This window comes from Streptomyces sp. NPDC005566, from assembly GCF_040605575.1.
In the GTDB taxonomy this organism is placed as follows: Bacteria; Actinomycetota; Actinomycetes; order Streptomycetales; family Streptomycetaceae; genus Streptomyces.
The window spans coordinates 215450-238932 of the sequence record NZ_JBEXDB010000001.1 but is presented as its reverse complement, the minus strand read 5'-3'; the positions used below and the strand labels follow the sequence as shown (position 1 = coordinate 238932).

The window sequence follows — 23483 nt, the reverse complement described above, 5'->3', positions numbered from 1 at the left end:
TGCTATCCGTGACCCTCAGATCCCCGGTCCCGTACGCCGCAGTACACGCAGGGAGTCCGTGACCGAGATCTCCGTGAACGCACCGGAGGACAAAGCCCGTTGGTGGACGCGGTACGGGGCCTGGCCGCCGTCCGCCGGGTCCGGGAACACATCGTGGATCACGAGCAGCCCGCCGTCGGCGACATGAGGGGCCCAGCCCTCGTAGTCACCGTTCGCGTGCTCGTCGGTGTGCCCGCCGTCGATGAAGACGAAGCCGAGCTTGCCGCCCCAGACGGCCGCGACCTGCGGCGACCGCCCGACGAGCGCCACCACGTGCTCCTCCAGACCCGCCCTGTACAGGGTCCTGCGGAAGGACGGGAGCGTATCCATGAGGCCGATCTCCGGGTCCACGACCGACGGGTCGTGGTACTCCCAGCCGGGCTGCTGCTCCTCGCTGCCCCGGTGGTGGTCGACCGTGAGCACGGTCACGCCGGCCGCGCGGGCGGCGTCGGCGAGCAGGACAGTGGAGCGCCCGCAGTACGTGCCCACCTCGAGGAGCGGGAGCCCGAGCGCGGCCGCCCCGGCCGCCGCGGCGTACAGCGCGAGTCCCTCGCGCAGCGGCATGAAGCCCTTGGCGGCCTCGAAGGCGGCGAGGACCTCCGGCTCGGGTGCGACGGCGGACTCGGCGGTCACGGGCTTCCTCCAGGTGGTGCGGCATCGATCGGCGCCCCATCGTGCCGCACGCCCCCGCCGGTGCCGTCGGCGGGGGCGTGCGTGCGGCTGCGCGGTTCCTGGCAGGTCAGGGGCGCACGGGCGCCGGGGCCGGGACGCCGTCGGCGGCGGCCGCGGCGAGCGCGTCGCCCGCACTGCTCGCCAGCAGGACCGGACGCGCGGGCCGCTGCGACGGCAGGAACGCGGCCAGCAGCAGACCGATCAGCACGGCGCCCGTCGCGATCACGAACGAGGTCCGGAAGCCCTCCATGGTGGGCACCTCCACCGACCCCATGCGCACCGAGGTGTTCGCGAGCACCATGCCGATGACCGCACTCGACAGCGAGGTGCCGATCGACCGCATCAGCGTGTTCAGGCCGTTGGCCGCGCCCGTCTCGGACGCGTCGACGGCCCCGATGATCAGTGCGGGGAGCGAGGAGTACGCGAGTCCGATCCCGGCCCCGAGCACCACCGCGATCACCACGGTCTGCCAGGCGGCGCTCATCAGGCCGAGCCCCGCCCCGTAGCCGATCGCGATGATCAGCAGGCCGAGCATCAGGGTGGCCTTCGGGCCGCGGCGGGCGGAGAGCCGGGCGTACAGCGGCGCCACGAACATCATCGTCAGGCCCAGCGGAGCCACGCACAGCCCCGCGACCACCATCGACTGCCCGAGCCCGTAGCCGGTCGACGTGGGCAGCTGCAACAGCTGCGGCAGGACCAGCGAGACCGCGTAGAAGGCGACCCCGACCATGATCGAGGCAAGGTTGGTGAGCAGCACCTCACGGCGGGCGCTGGTCCGCAGATCGACCAGCGGAGCCGGGCTGCGCAGCTCGAAGACCCCCCACAGCACCAGGATCACCAGGGAAGCCGCGATCAGCCCGAGCGTGACGGGCGAGGTCCAGCCCCAGTCGCCGCCCTTGGTGACGGGGAGCAGCAGACAGACCAGGCCGAGCGAGAGCCCCAGCGCACCGACGAGATCGAAGCGCCCGGCCGCACGCAGCGAGGGCTCGGGCACGACGAGGGCGGTGAGGCCCATGGCCACCACCCCGAGCACGGCCGAGCCGAGGAAGAGCGTGTGCCAGTCGGCGTGCTGGGCTATCAGCGCCGCGGCGGGCAGGGCGAGCCCGCCGCCCACCCCGATCGAGGAGCTCATCAGGGCCATCGCCGAGCCGAGCTTCTCGCGGGGCAGTACGTCACGCATGATGCCGATGCCGAGCGGAATGGCGCCCATGGCGAAGCCCTGGAGCGCACGGCCGACGATCATGACCACGAGATCGTCGGTGGTCGCGCAGACCAGGGAGCCGACCACCATCACGGCGAGGCTGGCGAGCAGCATCCGCCGCTTGCCGTAGAGGTCACCGAGCCGCCCCATGATCGGCGTCGAGACGGCTCCGGCGAGCAGTGTCGCCGTCATCACCCAGGTCGCATTGGCCGGGTCGGTGTCGAGGAGGGCCGGCAGGTCCTTGATGACGGGGACGAGCAGGGTCTGCATCACCGCGACGGTGATCCCCGCGAACGCCAGCACGGGCACGACGCCGCCCGACCGGCCCCTGCGCGGGTCGGGGAGCGCCCCGGCCTGCTGTTCGGTTTTCGTCCGTCGCATACGTGGGGCCTCCGGGCAGGGGTTCGGGGGAAGAGCGGGGAAGAGCATGCGGCAGCGCGCCGACGGGCAGCACCGACCACCAAGTGTGTGCACCCTGAACGCTTTCGTGTCTCCGCTGTATTCCGCCGCTGTATCCCGGTGAACGGAGAAAGCCGGTGGCGTCACCGGGGCAGGCCCCCGGGGGCCCGGATGCTTCACCGGCGGGTGGGTCCCGGGGGCGGCGCCACCTGGGTATCGGTCCGTCGTCCCCGAATCAGGCAGGCGCGCTCAGAACTCACCGGCGTCATTCTCCCGATGCTCCACGATCCGGATGACGACCGTCCCCTGCACGGTGGGCCGATGGGCCGCCGGTGGCTGCCCGTGCCCGAGGGCCTGCCTGCGGCATCTCGTTCACGGGCTCGGCGCGGTACACGGGTCGCCGTGCGGAGCCGTGTCCACGGGCAGCTCCGCGGCCACGGCGAAGCCGCCCTGTGGCGCGGGGCCCGACTCCAGGGAGCCGCCCGCGGCGGCGAGCCGTTCGGCCAGGCCCTTCAGACCGGTGCCACCGGCCGGCCCCGTGCCCCGCTCCTCGCCCGGACCGCGGCCGTCGTCCGTCACGGTGAGCCGGACCCGTTCGGACGTGGACGCGACCACGAACACGCAGCGGGTCGCGCCGCTGTGCCGTACGACGTTGGTGACCGCCTCCCGCGCCACCCAGCCGAGGAGCGCATCCGTCTGCGGGGTGAGCGGCGGGCCCGAGCGGCGTACCACCGGCTCGATACCGGCGGCGGTCAGTGCGGACCTCGCCCGGTCCAGCTCGGTGGCGAGGCTTCCCTCGCGGTACCCCGTCACCGCCTCACGGATCTCGGTGAGCGCCTGGCGGCCGACGGACTCGATGTCGGTGACCTGAGCGAGTGCGGCGTCGATGTCGCGTGGCGCGAGCCTGCGCGCGGCCTCCGACTTGATGACGATGACCGACAGCGTGTGCCCCAGCAGATCGTGCAGGTCGCGCGAGAAGCGCAGCCGTTCCTTCTCCACCGCGCTGCGGGCCAGTTCCTGCCGGGTCGCCCGCAGTTCCGTCACCGTCTCCGACAGGGTGAGGATCGCGGCCGTCACAGCACCGGAGAGGAACGTGCCGTAGCCGATCGTCCACGGCTCCGACACGTGGTCGCCGCGCCATACGGCGACGGTCACCGCGCACGCGGCGAGGAGGATCAGAGCCGCCCCCAGCTGCTTGCCCCGCAGGATCGTGCCGCAGGCCAGGGAGAGCAGCGGGAAGAACAGCAGCCAGCTGCCGCCGTAGCCGATGGCCAGACCGAAGGTGATCACGCCCATCGCGGCCAGCAGTGCGTACGAGGTGGGGCTGTTCCGCGTGGTCCGGTTGAACCCCCGGAACACCACCGCGATGTAGAGGGAGTTGAAGGCGAGGAGGCCGAGGCCGCCGACCCAGGGGTTCGGCGACTCGCCCTGCCACAGGTTGGAGAACGCGCCGAGCCCCATCAGCAGCCAGGGCACCAGGGCGTAGGGGCCGGGCGGCCGGGGACGCCGGGGCTTCTTTCCTGTGCGCGCCATCATCGCTTCCTTCACACGGTTCTCGCGGACCGACGGTAGGAGATCATGGCGTATCCGCCGAACAGCAGCAGCCACGCGGCGAGTACGGTGACCGACCCGGCGCCCGGCGCATGGCCGGCGACGGTTGCCCAGCCGAGGTCCGCGAACCCGTGGGCGGGGGTGAACTCGCCGATGGAGCGTACCCATCCGGGGAACTCCGAGAGCGGGAACCACAGTCCGCCGACGATCGCGAAACCCATCAGGCAGGCCACATTGACCACACCCGTGCCCTGCGGGGTGAGCCGGTAGCCGTTGCCGATGCCGAGCAGGGTGAACGGCAGCGCGCCGATCCACAGCATCAGCACCAGTGCGACCCACTGCCAGGCCGCCAGCCGTACCCCGTTGACCAGCGCACCCGCGAGCAGAACGGCCAGGATGGTCGGCAGTACCGTCACCGATCCGCTGATCGCGCGGCCCGCCACGGCACGGCCCGGGTCCAGCGGCGTGATCCGCAACTGCTGCAGCCAGCCGAGGGACTTGTCGGACGCGATGCCCGTACCGATGGCCATGGCCGACCCGAGCGCCCCGTACGCGGCCATACCGACCATCGACGCGGCCTTCCAGTCGCCGTAGTCGCCGGCCCCGCCGAGGTTGGTGAAGAGGAGGTACATCATCACGGGCATGCCGGTCCCGAAGACGAGGAACACGCTGTCGCGCAGGGTCCGCCGGATCTCGAGCACGATGTACGGGAACATCACACGGTCTCCTTGTGGTGGTCGGCGGCCCGGTCCGCAGGCGCGGTCAGGGCGAGGAAAGCGTCCTGAAGCGTGGCCCTGGTGACCTGGAGACCGCGTACGGCCCCGATCCTGGCCAGTTCGACGACGGTCGCGTCCGAGTCCTCCGTACGCAGCAGGGCCCGGTCCCCGCGCACCTCGACGCCCACGACTCCCGGCAGCGACTCCAGGCCTCCGGCCGTCCGGCCGACCAGGTCGAAGGAGACCAGGCTGCCGCCCGCGGAACGCCTGATCAGGTCGCCGTTGCCGTCCGCGACGATCCGGCCGTGGTCGATGACCACGATCCGGTCGGCGTTCTCGTCGGCCTCCTCCAGGTAGTGCGTGGAGAACAGGACGGTGTTGCCGCGCCCCGCGAAGGACCTCATGGAGTCCCAGAACGCCCGGCGAGCCTCCACGTCCAGGGCCGCGGTCGGTTCGTCCAGCACGACCAGTTGCGGATTGCCGGCCAGCGCGACGGCGAAACGGACGCGCTGGGTCTGGCCGCCGGAGAGCTTGTCGATGCGCCGGTCCGCGTACTCCGCGACTCCCGCGAGGGTGAGCGCTTCGGCCACCGGCATCGGATGGGGATAGGTGGACGCGACGAAGGTGATCAGCTCGCGCACGGTCACCCGGGGGATCGGGCGCCCGTCCTGGAGCATGGCACCGACCAGTCCGGCCCGCACCGCCCGGTCGGGACTGCGGCCGAAGAGCTGCACCGTACCGGTGTCGGGGTCGTCGAGCCCGAGCAGGAGGCTGATGGCTGTGGACTTGCCCGCGCCGTTACGGCCCAGCAGGGCCACGGTCTCGCCCCTCCCGACGGTCAGATCGATGCCGTCCACGGCCCGGACGGTGCGTTCCGCCCTGCCGAACGTCTTGACCACCGCGGTGAAGACCACCGCGGGTCCGCTCGTCGTGGTCCCCGTTGTCTGCGTCATGACCACGACGCTACGGAGCACGGCGTGCGGACGGCAGGGGCGCGTGTATGGAGTCCGCGATGACAAATGTCATGGGGAGCAGCGGTGTTGGTGGTCGGTCCGGGTGGCGCCGGCAGGGCAGAACAGAGGGCCGCCACAGCCTCGCGGCTGTGACGGCCCTCTTCCCCGTGCGGCGCGGATCAGGCTGCCGCTCCGCCACCCCCTTCGGAGGGACGGCGGTGACGGCCGTGCGGCTGCACGCTCGTGTTCTCCGCCGACGCACCCCCTCGGTGCTTTCCGGAGCCGCCGGCTTCGGCCCGTGCGGCGTCCGCCCCCGGCGAACGCGTCTGGGTCGTGTCGGTTCGGGCTTCAGACATGTGGGAAGTCACCCCGTTGCTATCGCTTACGTGTGTGTCGCAAGCCCCGCCACCGCCACCCGACGTGGTCACCGTCGGCACCCACGCGGAACGGCTGCGTAGCCCTGGTCAGAGTTTATCCAGGTACCCGGCGCCCGGTGAGAGGCGCCCGGCCCAGCGGGACGGGCCTGCACACAGCAGGAGGCACAGCCTCCACGGATGGTTGCGTTCCGTTCGCGCCCACTCCGTGAACGTCGTCGGCCGGGGCGTCCAGCAGTGCCACGCCGCACGGCGCACCGGTCTGCTCGTACGGCAGGTGGAGCACCCCCTCCCGACTCCAGAAGCCGGAACCGGTCAACCAGCCCTCCGGCGCGGCGAGATGGTGCAGCCGTCGTCCCGCCGGACGCCAGACGCCCACCCAGCTGCCCGCGGCTCCGTCGATCCGCAATGCCACCGCGCAGCTCTCCGGCATCAGCACCTGGCCCGGCTGAACGGCGAACGGCGTCACGGCCACGTCCGCCGGGCGCAGGCACTCCGGGAATCGCACCGGCAGGCAGCTGCCCAGCACACCCCAGCCGAGGCGGTCGTGACCGGGCGCGTCCGAACGGAGCAGCAGCAGCCCGCTGTCCGCATCGGCGAGCAGCAGCCGGTCGTTGCTCTCCGGCGCGATCTGCAGCAACGGCGTCACCTCGCCGCCCCGCCCCAGGTCCACGGCCACCGCCTTCACCGGCCCGCCGCCGGGCAACTGCCGGTCCAGCGCGAGCAGTCGCCCCTCGCGGTCGAGCCAGGTCCCGCCCGAGCAGTGGCCCGGCACATCGGCGACGTGCTCGGGGCCGAAGGCGCCGCCCGCGACCAGCCAGACGCCGGTACTGCGTTCGCCGGGGAGCAGGGCGTAGGCGCTCACGCCGTCCGGTGACGGCGGCAGGAGCGACAGGTCCCCGCATTCGATGGCGCCCAGCGGAAGTTCACCGGTGCCGGGACCGGTCGGATAGAGCAGTGAGAACGTGTGCCGGTCCGCCACTCGCCGCCGGATCAGTACCCGCCCGTCGGAGAGCGGCAGCACTTCGGAGTCCGGCTCCTCCGGCTGGCCGAGGGGCAGGGGAACGGCGTAGGGCTCGGGGCCGTCGAGCGTCCAGCGTTCCGGGAACCAGGCGGGATCGGAGGTGGCGGCGGCGCTGGTGAGCCGCGCCGCGTACGAACGGTCCGCGGCGATGGTGAGGACGGGCGGCAGGCAGCGTACGGGCGTTTCCGTACGGGGCGGGGCGGAGGGCGCTGCGCGGTGGCCGGATGCGGCCGGTGCGGCGCCCCGGGGCGGTGCCGGGGGAGCGGCGGGCTCGCCGCTCCCGTCTGCGGCATCGGTGCCACCGGGTGTTCCGGGCGTTCCGGCCGGGCCGTGCTCCTCGCCCCTGCTGCCGGAGGTGGCGGCGCTCCGGGTGCCCTCGGTGGGCCTGGGAGTGCTGGGGGTGCTGTCCGTCCCACCGGGCGCCAGGGACACGCCTGTCCCGAGGGTCGCGTACGTTCCCGGGGCCGTGCCGGTCCCGGGCGGGGCGTACGTCCCCGTCGTGCCGGTCCCGGGCGGGGCGTACGTCCCCGACGTCATGCCGGTCCCGCGCGGCCCGTACGTCCCCGACGTCATGCCGGTCCCGCGCGGCCCGTACGTCCCGAGGGAGATGCCGATCCCGAGCGGCGCACCCGCGGCGGCGGACACGCCTGCCGCGCCTGTACCGGGGGGCGTGTGCGCCCCGGGGAGCCGGTCCGCGGTTCCGGGCGCCACGCCCCGGGCAGCGGGGGCGGCGGCGTTGCCGGTACCGCCCGGCGCGGTGCTCTCGTAGGACTCGGCGGCGGGTGCGGGCCCGCCGGCCGGGTCGGTTCCGCCGGTCATGCCGGTTCTGCGGGGTTTCTCGGGCTCCGCCGGGTCGTCCGGCTCAGCGGCTTCTTCCGGTACGGGTCCGTCCGTCGCGGCAGCCCCCGAGGCCCCCATGGACTTGTTCTCGATGACACAGGCAGTCATGGTTCGGTCACCTCCGGCAACCGAAGCTAGTTTTCGCACTTCCTGCCGAACAACACGAGCCATCGCACTTCACACGTAAGGGTGGCGATGTTCGGATTCGGCTGAGGGGAAGGGGGTGACTGTGCACCGCGGTGACACGCGTGACCAAGGTGAGGCGCTCCTAAGAATTCCCTGCGTGATCTTCAACCGGAGCACGTGATGTCCCTCCGACGCCGCGGATCCGCCGCTGTAGGCCTGGCAGTGGCTGCCGCACTCTCCCTCTCGGCATGCGGGGGAGACGACGCATCGGGCGGTCCGGCCGCCGCCGTCGCCCATGGCGACAAGAAGGCCGCTGTCGCCACGGGCGGCAAGGACTCCCGCGGCGCGGCGAGGACGAGTTCGGCGACGTCGTCCCGCTCGGGGTGAAGCCCGTCGGCCGCACCCCCTCCGAGGGCCGACGCGGCCATCCCCACGCACCTGAAGAAGGACGCGGGCAAACCGAAGGACGTCGGCACCCGTGCCAAGGACGTCTCGGACGAGACCTGGTACCTCGGCCCCGGCGTCACCTCCGCCGACCCGGTCCCCGGCGACCTCCGCGCCGACCTCGTGAAGTAACGATTGACACCGGCTGCCGGTCCGCCCGCACGGGTGTCCGCAGCCATGGCCGACGGGGCACGGAGGGCAGGTAGCCTTTCCTCCGTGCCCCGTCTGTCTGAAGTCATCGCCGAGCTGGACGCCCTCTGGCCCCCCGAGCGTGCCGAGGGATGGGATGCGGTCGGCACGGTGTGCGGCGATCCCGGGGCGGAGATCGACCGTGTGCTGTTCGCCGTCGACCCCGTACAGCAGATCGCCGACGAGGCACGCAGCCTCGGTGCCCAGCTGATCGTCACCCACCACCCGCTCTATCTGCGCGGTACGACGACGGTCGCCGCCTCGACCTTCAAGGGCCGCGTCGTGCACGGCCTCATCAAGCACGACATCGCGCTGCACGTCGCGCACACCAATGCCGACAGTGCCGACCCCGGTGTCTCGGACGCCCTCGCCGGCGCCCTCGACCTGCGCGTCACCGGCCCCCTCGTCCCCGACCCCACCGACCCCGAGGGCCGTCGCGGCCTCGGCAGGATCTGCGAGCTCGACCACCCCGAGACCCTCCGTGACCTCGCCGCACGCGCCGCCGCACGCCTCCCCGCCACTGCGCAGGGCATCAGGCTGGCGGGCGACCCGGACGCCGTCGTGCGACGGGTCGCGGTGAGCGGCGGATCCGGCGACAGCCTCTTCGACGCGGTACGCGCCTCCGGCGTCGACGCCTTCCTCACCGCCGACCTGCGCCACCACCCGGCCTCCGAGGCCGTCCAGCACTCGACGCTCGGCCTGGTCGATGCCGCACACTGGGCCACCGAGTGGCCCTGGTGCGAGCAGGCAGCCGCGCAGCTCGACGCAGTTTCCGACCGCCACGGATGGGACCTGCGGGTCCACGTCTCGAAGCAGGTCACCGACCCCTGGACCACCCACCACTCTTCTGGAGCCCCCAACTGAACGCCGCGCCCGCCGACCAGATCCGACTCCTCGAAGTCCAGGCCCTCGACGTACGTCTGTCGCAGCTCTCCCACAAGGGCAGGTCCCTGCCCGAGCACGCCGAGATCGACTCGCTCAACAGCGACCTCGCCCAACTGCGCGACCTGCTGGTCGCTTCGCAGACCGAGGAGAGCGACACCACCCGCGAGCAGACGAAGGCGGAGCAGGACGTCGACCAGGTGCGCCAGCGCGCCGTCCGCGACCAGCAGCGGCTCGACTCCGGTGCGGTCTCCTCGCCGAAGGACCTGGAGAGCCTCCAGCGCGAGCTCACCTCGCTCGCCAAGCGCCAGGGTGACCTGGAGGACGTCGTCCTCGAGATCATGGAGCGCCGCGAGTCCGCCCAGGAGCGCGTCACCGAGCTGACCGAGCGCGTCGGCGCCGTCCAGGCCAAGCTCGACGACGCGACCGCCCGCCGGGACGCCGCGACCAAGGAGCTCGACGCCGAGTCCGACACCGTCGCCAAGGACCGCGAGGTCGTCGCGGGCGCGATCCCCTCCGACCTGCTGAAGCTGTACGACAAGCTGCGCGCCCAGCAGGGCGGTGTCGGTGCGGCCCGGCTCTACCAGCGCCGCTGCGAGGGCTGCCGTCTCGAGCTCAACATCACCGAGGTCAACGACGTGAAGGCGGCGTCCCCGGACACCGTGCTGCGCTGCGAGAACTGCCACCGCATCCTGATCCGCACCTCGGAGTCGGGTCTGTAATGGCCGCTCCCCACCAGCTGGTCGTCGAGGCGGACGGAGGCTCCCGGGGCAACCCGGGGCCCGCCGGCTACGGCGCGGCCGTCATCGACCCGGTCTCCGGCGAGACGCTCGCCGAGGCCGCCGAGTACATCGGCGTCGCGACGAACAACGTCGCCGAGTACAGGGGCCTGATCGCCGGTCTGAAGGCGGCCAAGGCCCTGTTCCCGGACGAGGCCGTGCAGGTGCGTGTCCGGATGGACTCCAAGCTGGTGGTCGAGCAGATGTCGGGCCGCTGGAAGATCAAGCACCCCGACATGAAGCCGCTCGCGGCGGAGGCCGCACGCATCCTGCCCGCCGCCTCCGTCACGTACGAGTGGATCCCGCGCGCCGAGAACAAGCACGCCGACCGGCTCGCCAACGAGGCGATGGACGCCGGCAAGCGGGGCGGCCAGTGGGAGCCGTCGTCCTCGACGGCCGCCCTGGACGCCCCGCGGCGTACGCCCGCCGCCCCGGACCAGTCCCCGGCAGGTCCGCCCGGGGACGCGGTCGCGGGCGCGGCGAAGGTACGCGCCGCGATGGCCGCGGCCCGCCCGGCCGCGGCGGTCACCCCGCAGGCGGGCTGGGGGAGTTCACCCGACCTGGGTGCGCCCGCCACCTTCGTCCTGCTCCGGCACGGTGAGACGGCCCTCACCCCCGAGAAGCGGTTCTCCGGCAGTGGCGGCAGCGACCCCGAGCTCTCGGCCACCGGCCGCCACCAGGCCGCCTGTGCCGCGGAGGCGTTCGAGGCCCGCGGCACGGTCCAGGAGATCGTCAGCTCGCCGCTGCGCCGGTGCCGCGAGACGGCCGCCGCCGTCGCCGACCGGCTCGGCCTGGAGGTCCGCATCGAGGAGGGTCTGCGCGAGACGGACTTCGGTGCGTGGGAGGGCTTCACCTTCGCCGAGGTACGCGAGCGCTACGGCCCCGACCTGACCACCTGGCTGGCTTCCGCCGACGCGGCACCGACGGGCGGCGGCGAGAGCTTCGCCGAGGTGGCCGACCGGGTGTCCGCGGCCCGCGACCGCCTGATCTCCCGGTACGCGGGCCGCACGGCGCTCGTGGTCACCCACGTCACCCCGATCAAGACCCTGGTCAGACTGGCGCTGGGAGCCCCGCCGGACTCCATGTTCCGGATGGAGCTTCTCCCCGCCTCCGTCTCGACGGTCGCCTACTACGCGGACGGAAACGCCTCGTTGAGGCTCCTGAACGACACCTCGCACCTGCGGTAGCGGGATGCGGTGACCTGGTCCACGGGACTGCTCGGCTTCTTGGCGGGCCTGCTGATATCGGTGGCGACGGCGCCCGTGGGCGTGTCCGGCGCGGTGTTCCTGCTGCCGGTCCAGGTCAGCGTGCTCGGCGTGCCGAGCCCCGCCGTGACCCCCACCAACCTGCTGTACAACGTGGTGTCCTGCCCCGGGGCCCTGCTGCGCTACCGCAACAGCGGCCGACTGCGCGGGCCGCTGACCCGGCTGCTCGTCGTGGGCGCGGTGCCGGGTGTCGTGATCGGTGCGGTGATCCGGGTCTTCGCCGTGCCGGGGCCGGTCGTCTTCCGTCTGTTCATCGCCGTCCTGCTGCTCCCCCTGGGCGCCTGGCTGTGCGCCCGGACCCTGCGCCCCTCACGCCGCGCCGCCGCCTCCGCCCAGCCTTCGCCGCGTGCCACCACCGCTCTCGCCCTCGCGGTCGGTATCGCGGGCGGCGTCTACGGGATCGGCGGCGGTTCCCTCCTCGGTCCGATCCTCGTCGGGCGCGGGGTCCCCGTCGCGAAGGTCGCACCGGCGGCCCTCGCCTGCACGTTCGTGACCTCCCTCGCGGGGGCGGGCACCTACGCACTGCTGTCCCTGACCGCCAGGGGCGACATCGCACCGGACTGGCCACTCGGACTGGTCTGCGGTCTGGGCGGACTCTGCGGCGGCTACCTCGGGGCGCGCCTCCAGCCCCGCCTTCCCGAGAAGGCGCTGCGGCTCCTGCTGGGTTCCCTGGCCCTGGGCATCGGCGCGCTGTACGCCGTCCAGGTCGTGCGCTGACCGCGACTCAGCCGATCAGCCCTCCGGCTCAGCCCCGCAGCGCGGACGCCTCGCGTGCCAGTCGCTCCACCCGCGCCCAGTCCTTCGCGGCCACCGCGTCGCCGGGCACCATCCAACTGCCGCCGATGCAGCCGACGTTCGGCAGGGCCAGGTACGACGGTGCCGACGCGAGCGAGATCCCGCCCGTCGGGCAGAACCTGGCCTGCGGCAGGGGCGCGGACAGGGCCTTGAGATAGGCGGTACCACCGGCCGCCTCGGCCGGGAAGAATTTCATCTCAGTGACCCCGCGCTCCAGCAGCGCGACCACTTCGGACGTCGTCGAGACCCCCGGCAGGAACGGCAGACCCGACGCCTTCATCGCGTCCAGCAGTGCGTCCGTCCAGCCGGGACTGACCAGGAAGCGCGCCCCGGCGGCCACCGTTTCGGTCACGTGCGACGCGGATATCACCGTGCCCGCACCCACCACGGCGTCCGGTACCTCCGCGGCGATCGCCCGGATCGCGTCGAGTGCGGCGGGCGTCCGCAGCGTCACCTCGATCGCCGGGAGCCCGCCCGCGACGAGTGCGCGGGCCAGCGGCACCGCGTCGGCCGCGTCCTGGAGAACGACGACGGGGACGACGGGGGCGAGGTCCAGCACGGAAGGGGATGCGGAAGGTCCGGAGGAGGTCATGACCTCATCCTGCCGCGCCCACCGCACTCTACGCAACGACCGTTGCGCATGCTGCAACGTCAGTGGATCTCGGTGACCACCACATCGAGCGCCCACGCCCGGCCGGCCCGCTCCGGAGCCTGCGCCTCGACCACATGACCGAGGTCCCGCAGCACCTCCACCAGCTCCGCCGGGCCCTTCGGCCGCGCACCCGCGAGCAGCAGGTCACGGACCATCCGGCCCTTGGTCGCCTTGTTGAAGTGGCTGACCACCGACCGCTTCTCCACCCCGTTCACCCTCTGCGACTGCAGCACCCGCACGCTCGCCGTGCGCTCCGCGACCTCGCCCGCCGGCTTCCACGCCCCGGTGTAAGCGGATGACCGGAGGTCCAGCACGAGCCCGCTCCCGGCCGCCTCCGGCATGACCGAGGCCATGGGGGCGCGCCAGTACGCGTTGAGCGCACCCAGACCCGGCAGCTTCACGCCCATCGAGCAGCGGTACGAAGGAATCCGGTCGCCGATGTGCACGGCGCCCCACAGCCCGGAGAAGACCAGCAGGGACTTACCCGCCCGACGCCGGGCCGCCGGGTCCAGCGAGGCCAGGTCCAGGGCGTCGTACAGCACTCCGGTGTAGATCTCCCCGGCCGGCCGGGTACCGGCCGTGCGCAGCTCCGCGTTCTTCGCGATCTCGCCCCGCAGCCCTTCGCTCAGGCCGAGCACCTCACGTGCCTTCTCCTCGTCGGCCATGCACAGCTCGACCAGCTCGTCGAGGATCGCGGCCCGCGCCCCGGCGAGGCCCGGAAGCGAGAGGGCCTCCGGCTTCAGGGGTGCTCCGCGCCCCGAAGCAGCCTTTCCCTCGGAGGGCGGCAACAGCACGAGCACGGGTGTCTCCTTCGTACGTGACAGAGGGCCCCCCGGCGGCGCGGGAACCCCTCGGCAAGGGTACGGGCCGGGCGCGGCGAGCCCGCCGCCCGCCCGCAGGGCGACCGGGATGCCGACCGCCCCGCCCCGGCCTACGCTCGGTGGCATGCCTCGCCGCCAGCTCCACATGACCGGCGCAGCCGACACCCCGCTGCGGGCGGCCCTGCGCGGCCTGCGTGCCGAGCTCGATCTGCCGGCCGACTTCCCGGCCGCCGCGCTCGCCGAGGCGGCCGAGGCCGCCGGTTCCCCGGTCCTGTCGGGCCACCAGGACGCCACGGACCTGCCCTTCCTCACGATCGACCCGCCCACCTCCACGGACCTGGACCAGGCGATGCACCTGGAACGGCGCGGCAAGGGCTTCCGGGTGCACTACGCCATCGCCGACGTCGCCGCGTTCGTCCGGCCGGGCTCGGCGCTGGACGCCGAGGCGCACCACCGGGTGACCACCCTCTACTTCCCCGACGGCAAAGTGCCCCTGCACCCCACCCCGCTCTCCGAGGGGGCGGCCAGCCTCCTCCCCGGAGAGACCCGCCCGGCCGCGCTCTGGCGGATCGACCTCGACTCCGAGGGGCGCCAGACCGCCTGCGAAGTGCGCCGGGCCCTCGTACGCAGCAGGGCCAAGCTCGACTACGCGGGCGTTCAGCGGCAGATCGACGCAGGCACCGCGGAGGAACCCCTCGCCCTGCTCAGGGACATCGGACTGCTGCGCGAGGAGCAGGAAGTCGCCCGGGGCGGCATCTCGCTCAACGTGCCCGAACAGGAGATCGTCGAGCGGGACGGCACCTTGGACCTCGACTACCGCGTGCCTCTGCCCGCCGACGGCTGGAACGCCCAGATCTCCCTGCTCACCGGTATGGCCGCCGCCCGGATCATGACCGAGTCGGGCACCGGCATCCTCCGCACGCTGCCGGTCGCCCCCGACGGCGCCGTCTCTCGCCTCAGACTCTGTGCACAAGCCCTGCGCATCGACTGGCCCCACCACGTCCCGTACGCCGAGGTCGTCCGCTCGCTCGATCCTCACCAGGGCAACCACGCCGCGTTCCTGCAGGAGTGCACCACCCTCCTGCGCGGCGCCGGCTACACCGTCTTCGAGCACGGCGACCTCCCCACCCCCGCTGTGCACGCCGCCGTCGCCGAGCTCTACACGCACTGCACCGCGCCGCTGCGCCGCCTCGTCGACCGGTACGCCGCCGAACTGTGCCTCGCGGCGGTCGCCGGCCAAGAGCCGCCCGAGTGGGTGCTCCGGGCGCTGCCCGCACTGCCGAAGGAGATGGCGGAGGGAACCCGCCGGGCCAACACCGTGGAGCGCGAGTGCGTCGACCTCGTCGAGGCCGCGCTGCTCAAGGACCAGGTGGGCGCGGTCTTCGACGGGTACGTGATCGACGTCAAGGACAACGAACCGGCCGTCGGTACCGTCCACATCGAGGACCCGGCGATCGTCGCCCGGATCGAGGGCGGCACCGCCCTCCCGCTCGGCGAACGGCTGCGGGTCCGGCTCACGCAGGCGGACCCTGGCTCGTCGAAGGTGCTGTTCGCGCCCGCATGAGGGCGGCGACCGCGGCGCGCGGGTCATCGGCGTGGAAGCGGACGGTGTGCGCGACGCCGGTCCTCCCCAGCGGCCGTACGAACGTGACCGGACCGGTGAGCACCACGGTCACCGTGGTCTGACTGCCCACCGGGAGATCGAGCACCCCGTCCGGGTCCAACTGGACCAGCCTGCCTTCGGGGTAACGCCGTTCGACGCGCGCGGCGGTGACCGAGGACGCGGGGATCCGCAGATCGAAGAGCCCGCCGTAGCGCAGGCGCAGGGAGCCGTCCGCGCCCACGACGTGCGGCCGGGTCACACAGGCGGCGTGCAGGGCGAGGACCAGAACCACTCCGTACACGTCCAGTACGAGCAGGACGCGGTGCACCACGGGCCAGGGAACCACCAGGGCCAGCATCACCGTCTCGACGACGGAGACGAAGAGGAGCCCGTACATCATCGCGGTCTGCGGCCCGGTGTACGGGACGGCCAGCGCCTCGGGCGGCACCCCGTGACGCCGCCTCAGCAGCCACAGCCACAGGCTGTGCAGGGCCCGCACCTCGTGCGCGACCAGGCGGCGGACCGTGACGGGGACGAGGACCCGCAGTGCAGACCGCAGCGCCTCCCGGCGGCCCGAACCCGCCCGCCGCCGCCCGGCGTACAACGGCCACAGGACACAGGCCTCCAGAGCCACCGCGGCAAGCACCAGTGCCTCGGTCGCGAGCAGCGCGGCCGCGGGTATCCGTACGCCCGCCACCAGGCAGACCATGACGGCCAGTTCGGCGGGCAGGACCGCCCACACCACGGCGCGAGCCGTCCGTACGCTCATCGGTTCCTCTCCCCGTTCACCCGTGCCGTCAGCCCGGCCATCAACAGGCGCACCACCGCCGCCTGCGCGGGCGCGTAGTCGTTGAGCAGAGCCTCTCCGAAACCCGTCATGACCGGTCCGTCGGACGGGAACAGGGCGAGCACCCCGTCCGGCACGACAGCGGCCAGGTCCGCGGCCAGCGGGGCGATCCGCGGGTCGTCCACCGGAGCCGCGGCCAGCTCGTCGAGCCGCTCGTACAGGCGCAGGACGGCAGGGTCCTCGGCCAGCGGCCGCAGGGCGGCGTACATCTCCTCGGCGCCGTCGGTCCCATCGAGCAGCGCCAGGTGCTCACGGTCCTTGGCCGCCGTGGGGGAGTCCGTGTCCGGCGACGCGCCGAGCAGTGCGCCGAGTGCGGGGGAGACGGGTTCGTGTCCGCTGACCGGCCCCTCCAGCAGCCCGGCCAGCCGGCGCCGCCGCTCCCGGATCTCGTGTTCCTGCCGGGCAAGGTCGGCATCGAGCTCTCCCAGCACCTCGACGAGCTCACGTCCGGCATCGTCGGCAAGCACGTCCCGCACCTCGTCGAGACCGAGACCGAGCTCGGTGAGCCGCCGGATCCTGGCCAGCAGGACCGCGTCGCGGACGCTGTAGGCCCGGTAGCCGTTGGCCCGGCGCGAGGGCTCGGGCAGCAGACCGATGTGGTGGTAGTGCCGAACGGCCCGGGAGGTGACTCCGACGAGCGCGGCGAGCTCTCCGATGCGCATGAGGCCAGTAGAAACCCTGACGCTGCGGCAAGGTCAAGCGGCTCCAGTCCGGACGGCTCCGACGGCTCCACGGCGGCCCTCCGTACCTGCCGGGTGCGGGCGGCTTGTCCCCGTCTCGTACGATCGCGCCTTCGGACACGGACTCCCGCACTCCGTACCAAGGAAGGTTTCACGCGTGAGCGACCTCGCCACCGGCCAGGAGACCAGCAGGCCCCGGCAGATCATCGCCGCCGCCCGGGCACTCCTGGAGGAGGAGGGCCCGGAGGCGCTCACCATGCGCCGGCTGGCCGACCGGGTGGGCTTCACGGCGCCCTCCCTCTACAAGTACTTCCCGGACAAGTCGTCCGTGGTGGCCGCCCTGGCCGGCGAGATGCTCGGGGAGGCCGCAGAGGTGCTGGAAGCCGCGGAACGGGAGGCTCCTGGATCCTTCTCGGCCCTCGCCGCGGCATACCGCACCTACGCGCTGGCCCACCCGCACCTCTACCTCCTCACCATGGGCCGCCCCGTGAAGCCCGCCGCCGGGGTGCAGGACGCCGCGGCGGCCCCCCTGTTCCGCGCCGCCGGTGGTGACGAGGACCGGGGCCGGGCGGCCTGGGCCTTCGCCCACGGGATGGTGGTCCTGGAACTCAACGGCCGTTTCCCGCCGGGCACCGACCTCTCGGCGGCCTGGGAGGCCGGAATCGCGGCCTTCGCGGGCTGACGGCGAACCGAGCGCCCCGCCCCGCCGGGTAACATGGTCGACACGGCAGACGAGCCGGGCGGACGGCCGCGTGAGGATCTCCGGATCCTCCCGAGGAACGTCCGGGCTCCACAGGGCAGGGTGGTGGCTAACGGCCACCCGGGGTGACTCGCGGGACAGTGCCACAGAAAACAGACCGCCCGGGACCTCGGTCCCGGGTAAGGGTGAAACGGTGGTGTAAGAGACCACCAGCGCCTGAGGTGACTCAGGCGGCTAGGTAAACCCCACCCGGAGCAAGGTCAAGAGGGGCCGTCGCAAGACGGTCCTGCGCGAACGTCCGAGGGCTGCTCGCCCGAGTTCGCGGGTAGACCGCACGAGACCGGCAGCAATGCCGGTCCTAGATGGATGGCCGTCTCCCCGGCCGCCGCGAGGCGACCGGGCGACAGAACCCGGCGTACAGCCCGACTCGTCTGCCGCCTTTGCGTTTCTGCCTCTGAAAAGGGCCTCCGACCTCGGAGGCCCTTTTCGGTACGGCGGCTCGAAGCGCGGGCGCTTCCGTGGCGCCCCGCGCCGGACCACACCGAGCCGTGCCCGATCGACGCGCGAGAACAGGGAGGGTGTTCGGTGGGCGGACAACTGGCCGAGGTGGAGATCGCCCGCACGCGCTGGGAGGATTTCCGCACGCTCGGCAACCGGTCCAGGGGTGTGCCCGAGGCACTGCGCCGACTGATCGCGGCCGTCGACGAGGACGAGGCCATGGGGGCCTACTGGGACCTCGAGAACGTCGTGGTCGTGCAGGGGCAGTTGCACAGTGCCGCGCTGCCGACGGTCTCCGTCCTTCTGGCGGGCCTGCTCGACGAACTGTCGGCGGACGCCCGGGACATGGTCCTGGAACTCCTTCAGCAGATCGTCATGGGCGAGTCCGACGAGACCGAGGCCGCCCTGGGTCACGCCGACCTGGGTGACCGCTGCCGGGATGCGGCGCGCACCGGTCTGTGGCTCGTCTACCGCGAGCTGGGCACCCGACGCCGAGAGACGGCGGAGGCCATTCTGGAGCGCGTCGAGAACGACGGGCCAAGGCTCGTCGCCCATCTGGCCGGTGTCCGAGGCACGTAGCGTGCGGATCCCTCAGCCGGACGGCCGAAGTGACAGGGCCCCTGGAGACCGGCTCGTTCCCGGTCCCCGGGGGCCTTTCCGTTTCCTCGGTCATGGTCGCGTCCACGCCCACGTCAGGTCGGACTTGACCGTCAAATGAAACAAGAAGTTTCACCGGCCTTAACGGAGAACTGCGGAATCGGAAATGCAGTGCGACCCCCGTCGAAATTCTCCGGGCCACCGCAAAATCGCTGATGGATGTAGCCTCCCGCCGTTACGCTGAGGCCGCTCGGGAAGAATTCAAGGATGATTTTTCCCAGCGGAGGAAGTAATTCCGTGAATCTCCCGAGCACGCGGCCGGAATTCCGCAGTCGACCCGTTGTCCCGCCGCCCCGGAATCCTTTTGACGAAAGACGAGGAAGACCTGTGAGACGCATGACCTCCGTCCTGCTGTCCCTGACCGCCCTGCTGGCGTCCTCGGCGCTGTCCGTACCCACGGCCGGAGCCGCCCCGGGGGCCGACCGGCCGGCCGCGGTGCCCAGCGGGTGGGAAGCGGTCGAGGGCGCCGAACCGGCCCGGATATCCGGGGAGACGGACACCCGGCGTGCCCCGTCCGCCGCCGGTGCTTCCGTCACGGCCGCGGAACCCGAGCTCACTGCCCTGCAGTCGGCCCGCAACGGGAAGTTCGTCGCCACCGAGGTGAATTACGTCGCCCCGAACACCGGTGTGCTGCGCGCCCGCTCCGCCGACGTCGGCGGAGCCTGGGAGGGCTTCGCCTTCGAGTGGAACGAGAACACCCAGACGTACGCTCTGCGGTCCCTGGCGAACGACCGCTACGTGGCGGTCGAGAAGAACTTCACGGGAAGCGCGCAGAACGTGCTGCGAGCCCGTTCCACCGGCGTGGGCGGCTGGGAACAGTTCGTCCTGTACTACAACGAGGGTCTGGACCGTTTCGCGCTCCGGTCCACGCTGAACGGGCTCTTCGTCACCATGGAGAACAGCTACACCGGATCGCTCCAGTACGTGCTGCGCGCCCGCTCCGCCGAGATCACCGGCTCCTGGGAGGAGTTCGTCCTCTACGACCTCGGAGCCTGACGTCCGTCCGAGCGATTCGTGAACTGCCCGAGTCGATCCGCGAACTGCCCCAGCGGGCCCGGAAAAGACCGTGCCCCGCCCCGACGCCCCTGGTATAGCTGTGCGTTCACGAGCCAGGGAGCAACGGGATGACGACGGACGAGTCGGCACAGCAGGCAGGGACCGCGATACGACTGCGCGCCGCGTCGGCCCGGGACGCCGAGGAGATCACCCAGGTCTTCCTGGACGCGCGGGCCGACGCCCTGCCCTACCTGCCCCGCGTCCACAGCGATGAGGACACGCTCGCCTGGATCACCCACGTCGTGCTTCCCGGCAGCACGACGTGGGTCGCCGAGAACGAGGACGGGGAGGTGCTCGGGTTCGCCTCCCTGGATGCGGACGGGCACGAACTCGACCAGCTCTACCTGCGCCCCGGCTCCCTGCGCCGCGGCATCGGCTCGCAGCTCCTCGCCCTGGTCAAGGAGGCCTCGGGCGGGGAGCTGAGCCTGTACACGTTCCAGCGCAACACCGCAGCCCGCGCCTTCTACGAGCGGCACGGGTTCACCGCGGTGTCCTACGACGACGGCAGCCGCAACGAGGAGAAGGAACCCGACGTGTCGTACCGGTGGAGGGCAGCGGCCGGCTTCGCCTGCGGCCGATCCGACGCCGCGCGCTGATCCACCGGGGGATGACAGGGTGGTGCGAATCCGGTCCCTGACCGGCCTCGGAGCATGGTGGGGCGGCTTCGCCGAGGGCGTACGGACGCCCTGCGCCCCGCGCAAGCCGGTGACGTGGCGCACCGTGTGGAGGATGACGCGCCCGGGGCACCCGCCGGTCCTCCGAGGGCGCCGGATCGGTCAGGATTCGAGAAGCGCGGGTCACGGACCCGCACCTAACCTGATCGTCATGGACATCAGCATTCACGCGAGCTTCCTCCCGCACGACGACCCGGACGCGTCCCTCGCCTTCTACCGCGACGTCCTCGGCTTCGAGGTCCGCAGTGACGTCGGACAGGGCAAGATGCGCTGGATCACGGTCGGCCCCGTCGGCCAGCCCGGCACCTCGATCCTTCTGGCACCGCCTGCCGCCGACCCCGGCATCACGGAGGACGAGCGCCGCACCATCGCCGAGATGATGGCCAAGGGCACCTTCGGCTGGATCCTGCTGGCCACCCCGGACCTCGACCGCACCTTCGAAAAGGTGCAGGCCGGCGACGCCGAGATCGTCCAGGAGCCCACCGACCAGCCGTACGGCATCCGCGACTGCGCCTTCCGCGATCCCGCGGGCAACCTGGTCCGGATCCAGGAAGTCCGCTGATCCGTCCGGTCATCGATCCGGCCGTGACGGCCGGATCGATGACCGGCTGAGGAGAACCCGCAAGCCGCTCACGGCTGTCGAGCACGTCGCGGCGTGCTTCGGCATGCCCGCACATGCTCGCGGGCACCGACGAAAACTCGCGGGCACCGACGAAAACTCGCGGGCACCGACGAAAACTCGCGGGCACCGACGAAAACTCGCGGGCACCGACGAAAAGGAGTTCTCCCATGTGTCACCCCTCGTGGGGGCGCGCACGCATCGCGGCGCAGCGCCCGAGCGACGACCTGGCCCGACTGCGCCGCGTCCGCGACCGGATCGACCGGGAGTACGCCCAGCCGCTGAACGTCGAGGCGCTCGCCGTCGGCGTGCACATGTCCGCCGGGCACCTCAGCCGTCAGTTCCGGCTGGCGTACGGCGAGTCGCCGTACGCCTACCTGATGACGCGGCGCATCGAGCGCGCGGCGGCGCTGCTGCGGCGTGGCGACCTCAGCGTGACCGAGGTCTGCTTCGCGGTCGGCTGCTCGTCGCTGGGCACCTTCACCACCCGATTCACCGAACTGGTCGGCATGCCGCCCGGCGCCTACCGGCGCGACGCGACGGGCACTGCTGCGGGGATGCCGCCGTGCGTGGCGAAACAGGTGACAAGACCGGTCAGGAATCAAGAAGCGCCGGCCGTCGAGCCGCAACTAGCGTGATGACCATGACCTCCATCGCAGCAGTGACCCTCGACGTGGCCGACCCCACGGCCGCCCGCCACTTCTACTCCACCGCCTTCGGCCTGGACACGCAGGTACGCCTGCGGGCCTCGGAGGCACCCACCACCGGATTCCGCGGGTTCACGCTCTCGCTCACGGTGTCCCAGCCGTCCACCGTCAACAGCCTCGTCGACGCCGCCCTCGAAGCCGGCGCCACCCCGCTGAAGCCTGTCTCGAAGTCGATCTGGGGCTACGGCGGAGTCGTGCAGGCACCGGACGGGACGATCTGGAAGGTCGCGACCTCGGCGAAGAAGGACACCGGCCCCGCCACGCGGCAGATCGACGAGATCGTGCTTCTGCTGGGGGTCGCCGACGTGGTCGCGAGCAAGCGGTTCTACGCCGGTCAGGGCCTGGCCGTGGCGAAGAGCTTCGGCCGCGTGTACGTCGAGTTCGAGGCCGGGGCGAGTCCCGTCAAGCTTGCGCTGTACAGACGCCGCGCCCTGGCCAAGGACGCCGGCGTCTCTCCCGACGGCACCGGATCCCACCGGCTCGTGATCGGCGGCGACGCCGGAGCGTTCACCGACCCGGACGGGTTCGCGTGGGAGGCGTCGTCGTCGGCACTCGCGTCCTGACGTGCCGCTCCCGCAATGCCTGCCACTGCTGGAGAGCCCGTCCCCGAAGGACGGGCTCTCCACGGGACGACTGGAGGAAACATGACGGGCGCGCCGCCGCGTGGACGTGAGGCAAGGCTGCGGGACACCCGCGCGAAACTGGAGAACGACGTCGACCTCTGGGTCGCGACGTCGGGCTCCCCGGGCGGGGTCCACCTCATCCCGCTCTCGTACCTCTGGGACGGGACCGCGTTCCTCGTGTCGACGCCGCGCGCCTCGGTCACCGGGCGCAACCTGCTGGCTGACCACCGGGTGCGCCTCAGCCTCGGGCCGACCCGCGATGCCGTCGTCGTCGACGGCATCGCCGAGCCGGTGGACGTCGACGGCCTCGCCCCGGGGAGGGGCGACGCGTTCGCGGCCAGGACGGGTTTCGACCCGCGCGGGCTCGACGAGCCCTACCAGTACTTCCTGATCAGGCCGCGGCGCATCCAGGCCTGGCGCGAGGCGAACGAGCTGCGGGGACGCGACCTCATGCGCGAGGGCCGCTGGCTCGGCTGACCGCGGCACGGGGGCACACCCGCGGGCGGTGCGGCCGGTCAGGAGCCTTCGGCGGGAGCGGCATCGTTCAGCTGCGCGTACATGAGCATGTCCCGGCGGTGGTCCCCGACCTGCTGCCAGCCGCGCATCAGCCCCTCGGGCCGGTACCCGGCACTCTCGGCGGTCCGTACCGACGCGGTGTTCCACGGCTCGACAAGGAGTTGGACGCGGGGGATGCGGAGGTCGTGCAGGGCCCAGGTGGTGACCGTTCGGAGGGCCGCGCCGGCCACTCCCTGCCGGCGGGCGCGTTCGCTCATCCAGTACCCGACCGACGCGCGGCCGTCGGCCTCGGCCCCGAGCCACAGCCCGATGGAGCCGACCGGCCGCCGGTCCCGGGTGCGGACGATGGCGAACGGGTAGCCGGCGCCGGTCGCCGCCCGTTCCCACTGGCGCCGGACGTACGCCTCCGCCTCCGCCTCCGAGTACGGCGAGGGAATCGTGGTGATCAGCGGGATGTAGTCGTCCGCCGCCGCCTCGCGTACGAGGGGCAGATCGCTCATCTCCCAGGGGCGCAGGACGAAATCGGCTCCGGCGGTGAGGCTGGGAACGGTAAGGGGGCGTGCCATGGCCGTCATCCTTTC

At 72.2% G+C, this 23483-nt stretch carries 25 protein-coding genes and 1 other RNA gene; 15 read left to right on the top strand and 11 right to left on the bottom strand.

The window, feature by feature from the left end:
* Nucleotides 1-15 precede the first annotated feature (15 nt).
* The 6 genes from ABZS61_RS01125 to ABZS61_RS01100 all read right to left on the bottom strand — a co-directional run bounded on the left by ABZS61_RS01125 (nucleotide 16) and on the right by ABZS61_RS01100 (nucleotide 7361).
* Complete coding sequence (locus ABZS61_RS01125) at nucleotides 16-672, bottom strand: class I SAM-dependent methyltransferase (protein WP_356414198.1); 657 nt, start codon at nucleotides 670-672, stop codon at nucleotides 16-18.
* Nucleotides 673-778: 106 nt separating this feature from the next.
* Nucleotides 779-2293: an MFS transporter gene (locus ABZS61_RS01120; protein ID WP_356414194.1), complete on the bottom strand. Its 1515-nt coding sequence runs from the start codon at nucleotides 2291-2293 to the stop codon at nucleotides 779-781.
* A 390-nt stretch (nucleotides 2294-2683) separates the two neighbouring features.
* Nucleotides 2684-3844, bottom strand: a complete 1161-nt coding sequence (locus ABZS61_RS01115) for a sensor histidine kinase (RefSeq protein WP_356414191.1) — start codon at nucleotides 3842-3844, stop codon at nucleotides 2684-2686.
* Between the two features lie 11 nt (nucleotides 3845-3855).
* Nucleotides 3856-4578 (bottom strand): ABC transporter permease, encoded by a 723-nt coding sequence (locus tag ABZS61_RS01110; RefSeq protein ID WP_356414188.1) that lies wholly within the window; start codon nucleotides 4576-4578, stop codon nucleotides 3856-3858.
* Complete coding sequence (locus ABZS61_RS01105; RefSeq protein WP_356414185.1) at nucleotides 4578-5531, bottom strand: ABC transporter ATP-binding protein; 954 nt, start codon at nucleotides 5529-5531, stop codon at nucleotides 4578-4580. Before ABZS61_RS01105 ends, ABZS61_RS01110 begins: the two co-directional genes overlap by 1 nt.
* A gap of 471 nt (nucleotides 5532-6002) precedes the next feature.
* On the bottom strand, nucleotides 6003-7361 hold the full coding sequence (locus ABZS61_RS01100) for a hypothetical protein (protein WP_356415118.1): 1359 nt from the start codon (nucleotides 7359-7361) through the stop codon (nucleotides 6003-6005).
* A 714-nt stretch (nucleotides 7362-8075) separates the two neighbouring features.
* On the opposite strand from ABZS61_RS01100, the gene ABZS61_RS01095 reads away from it, so the two are divergent.
* The 5 genes from ABZS61_RS01095 (at nucleotide 8076) to ABZS61_RS01075 (ending at nucleotide 12171) form a co-directional block, all read left to right on the top strand.
* Nucleotides 8076-8282 carry a hypothetical protein gene (locus ABZS61_RS01095; RefSeq protein ID WP_356414182.1) on the top strand — a complete coding sequence of 69 codons (207 nt, stop codon included), beginning with the start codon at nucleotides 8076-8078 and terminating at the stop codon, nucleotides 8280-8282.
* 273 nt (nucleotides 8283-8555) lie between these two features.
* A complete protein-coding gene (locus ABZS61_RS01090) occupies nucleotides 8556-9392 on the top strand; it encodes a Nif3-like dinuclear metal center hexameric protein (RefSeq protein WP_356414179.1) in 837 nt (278 codons plus the stop codon).
* Entirely contained in the window at nucleotides 9389-10132 is a 744-nt protein-coding gene (locus ABZS61_RS01085; RefSeq protein ID WP_356415114.1) for a C4-type zinc ribbon domain-containing protein, read from the top strand. The genes ABZS61_RS01090 and ABZS61_RS01085 overlap by 4 nt, the downstream gene beginning before the upstream one ends.
* Nucleotides 10132-11376, top strand: a complete 1245-nt coding sequence (locus ABZS61_RS01080; RefSeq protein WP_356414176.1) for a bifunctional RNase H/acid phosphatase — start codon at nucleotides 10132-10134, stop codon at nucleotides 11374-11376. The genes ABZS61_RS01085 and ABZS61_RS01080 overlap by 1 nt, the downstream gene beginning before the upstream one ends.
* Before the next feature lie 9 nt (nucleotides 11377-11385).
* Entirely contained in the window at nucleotides 11386-12171 is a 786-nt protein-coding gene (locus tag ABZS61_RS01075; protein WP_356414173.1) for a sulfite exporter TauE/SafE family protein, read from the top strand.
* 28 nt (nucleotides 12172-12199) lie between these two features.
* Here the strand turns inward: ABZS61_RS01075 and eda are convergent, their stop codons facing one another.
* Together eda and yaaA are read right to left on the bottom strand one after the other, a co-directional pair.
* Nucleotides 12200-12841, bottom strand: coding sequence for a bifunctional 4-hydroxy-2-oxoglutarate aldolase/2-dehydro-3-deoxy-phosphogluconate aldolase (eda, locus tag ABZS61_RS01070; RefSeq protein WP_356414170.1), 642 nt, complete (start codon nucleotides 12839-12841; stop codon nucleotides 12200-12202).
* Nucleotides 12842-12900: 59 nt separating this feature from the next.
* On the bottom strand, nucleotides 12901-13701 hold the full coding sequence (gene yaaA / locus ABZS61_RS01065; RefSeq protein ID WP_356414167.1) for a peroxide stress protein YaaA: 801 nt from the start codon (nucleotides 13699-13701) through the stop codon (nucleotides 12901-12903).
* Nucleotides 13702-13867: 166 nt separating this feature from the next.
* On the opposite strand from yaaA, the gene ABZS61_RS01060 reads away from it, so the two are divergent.
* Entirely contained in the window at nucleotides 13868-15286 is a 1419-nt protein-coding gene (locus ABZS61_RS01060) for an RNB domain-containing ribonuclease (RefSeq protein WP_356415112.1), read from the top strand.
* Here the strand turns inward: ABZS61_RS01060 and ABZS61_RS01055 are convergent.
* The gene (locus tag ABZS61_RS01055; protein ID WP_356414164.1) at nucleotides 15237-16094 is read right to left on the bottom strand and encodes a hypothetical protein; all 858 of its coding nucleotides are present in this window, start codon (nucleotides 16092-16094) and stop codon (nucleotides 15237-15239) included. The genes ABZS61_RS01060 and ABZS61_RS01055 overlap by 50 nt on opposite strands.
* Nucleotides 16091-16834, bottom strand: coding sequence for a MerR family transcriptional regulator (locus ABZS61_RS01050; RefSeq protein WP_356414161.1), 744 nt, complete (start codon nucleotides 16832-16834; stop codon nucleotides 16091-16093). Before ABZS61_RS01050 ends, ABZS61_RS01055 begins: the two co-directional genes overlap by 4 nt.
* Nucleotides 16835-17009: 175 nt before the next feature.
* Here ABZS61_RS01050 and ABZS61_RS01045 point away from each other — a divergent pair, with 175 nt between their 5' ends.
* From ABZS61_RS01045 to ABZS61_RS01005, 9 genes are all read left to right on the top strand, one after another.
* Nucleotides 17010-17534 (top strand): TetR/AcrR family transcriptional regulator, encoded by a 525-nt coding sequence (locus tag ABZS61_RS01045; RefSeq protein WP_356414158.1) that lies wholly within the window; start codon nucleotides 17010-17012, stop codon nucleotides 17532-17534.
* A 50-nt stretch (nucleotides 17535-17584) separates the two neighbouring features.
* Nucleotides 17585-17986: RNase P RNA component class A (rnpB, locus tag ABZS61_RS01040), an RNA gene on the top strand.
* 151 nt (nucleotides 17987-18137) lie between these two features.
* Nucleotides 18138-18629, top strand: coding sequence for a hypothetical protein (locus ABZS61_RS01035; protein WP_356414155.1), 492 nt, complete (start codon nucleotides 18138-18140; stop codon nucleotides 18627-18629).
* Nucleotides 18630-19043: 414 nt separating this feature from the next.
* Entirely contained in the window at nucleotides 19044-19703 is a 660-nt protein-coding gene (locus ABZS61_RS01030; protein WP_356415109.1) for a hypothetical protein, read from the top strand.
* Between the two features lie 128 nt (nucleotides 19704-19831).
* Nucleotides 19832-20359, top strand: a complete 528-nt coding sequence (locus tag ABZS61_RS01025; protein WP_356414151.1) for a GNAT family N-acetyltransferase — start codon at nucleotides 19832-19834, stop codon at nucleotides 20357-20359.
* 229 nt (nucleotides 20360-20588) lie between these two features.
* Nucleotides 20589-20999 carry a VOC family protein gene (locus ABZS61_RS01020; RefSeq protein ID WP_356414148.1) on the top strand — a complete coding sequence of 137 codons (411 nt, stop codon included), beginning with the start codon at nucleotides 20589-20591 and terminating at the stop codon, nucleotides 20997-20999.
* 227 nt (nucleotides 21000-21226) lie between these two features.
* Nucleotides 21227-21694, top strand: a complete 468-nt coding sequence (locus ABZS61_RS01015) for a helix-turn-helix transcriptional regulator (protein WP_356414146.1) — start codon at nucleotides 21227-21229, stop codon at nucleotides 21692-21694.
* 5 nt (nucleotides 21695-21699) lie between these two features.
* On the top strand, nucleotides 21700-22326 hold the full coding sequence (locus tag ABZS61_RS01010; RefSeq protein WP_356414143.1) for a glyoxalase: 627 nt from the start codon (nucleotides 21700-21702) through the stop codon (nucleotides 22324-22326).
* A gap of 81 nt (nucleotides 22327-22407) precedes the next feature.
* A complete protein-coding gene (locus tag ABZS61_RS01005) occupies nucleotides 22408-22863 on the top strand; it encodes a pyridoxamine 5'-phosphate oxidase family protein (RefSeq protein ID WP_356414140.1) in 456 nt (151 codons plus the stop codon).
* Between the two features lie 38 nt (nucleotides 22864-22901).
* Here the strand turns inward: ABZS61_RS01005 and ABZS61_RS01000 are convergent, their stop codons facing one another.
* Entirely contained in the window at nucleotides 22902-23468 is a 567-nt protein-coding gene (locus ABZS61_RS01000; protein WP_356414137.1) for a GNAT family N-acetyltransferase, read from the bottom strand.
* Between the last annotated feature and the right edge of the window lie 15 nt (nucleotides 23469-23483).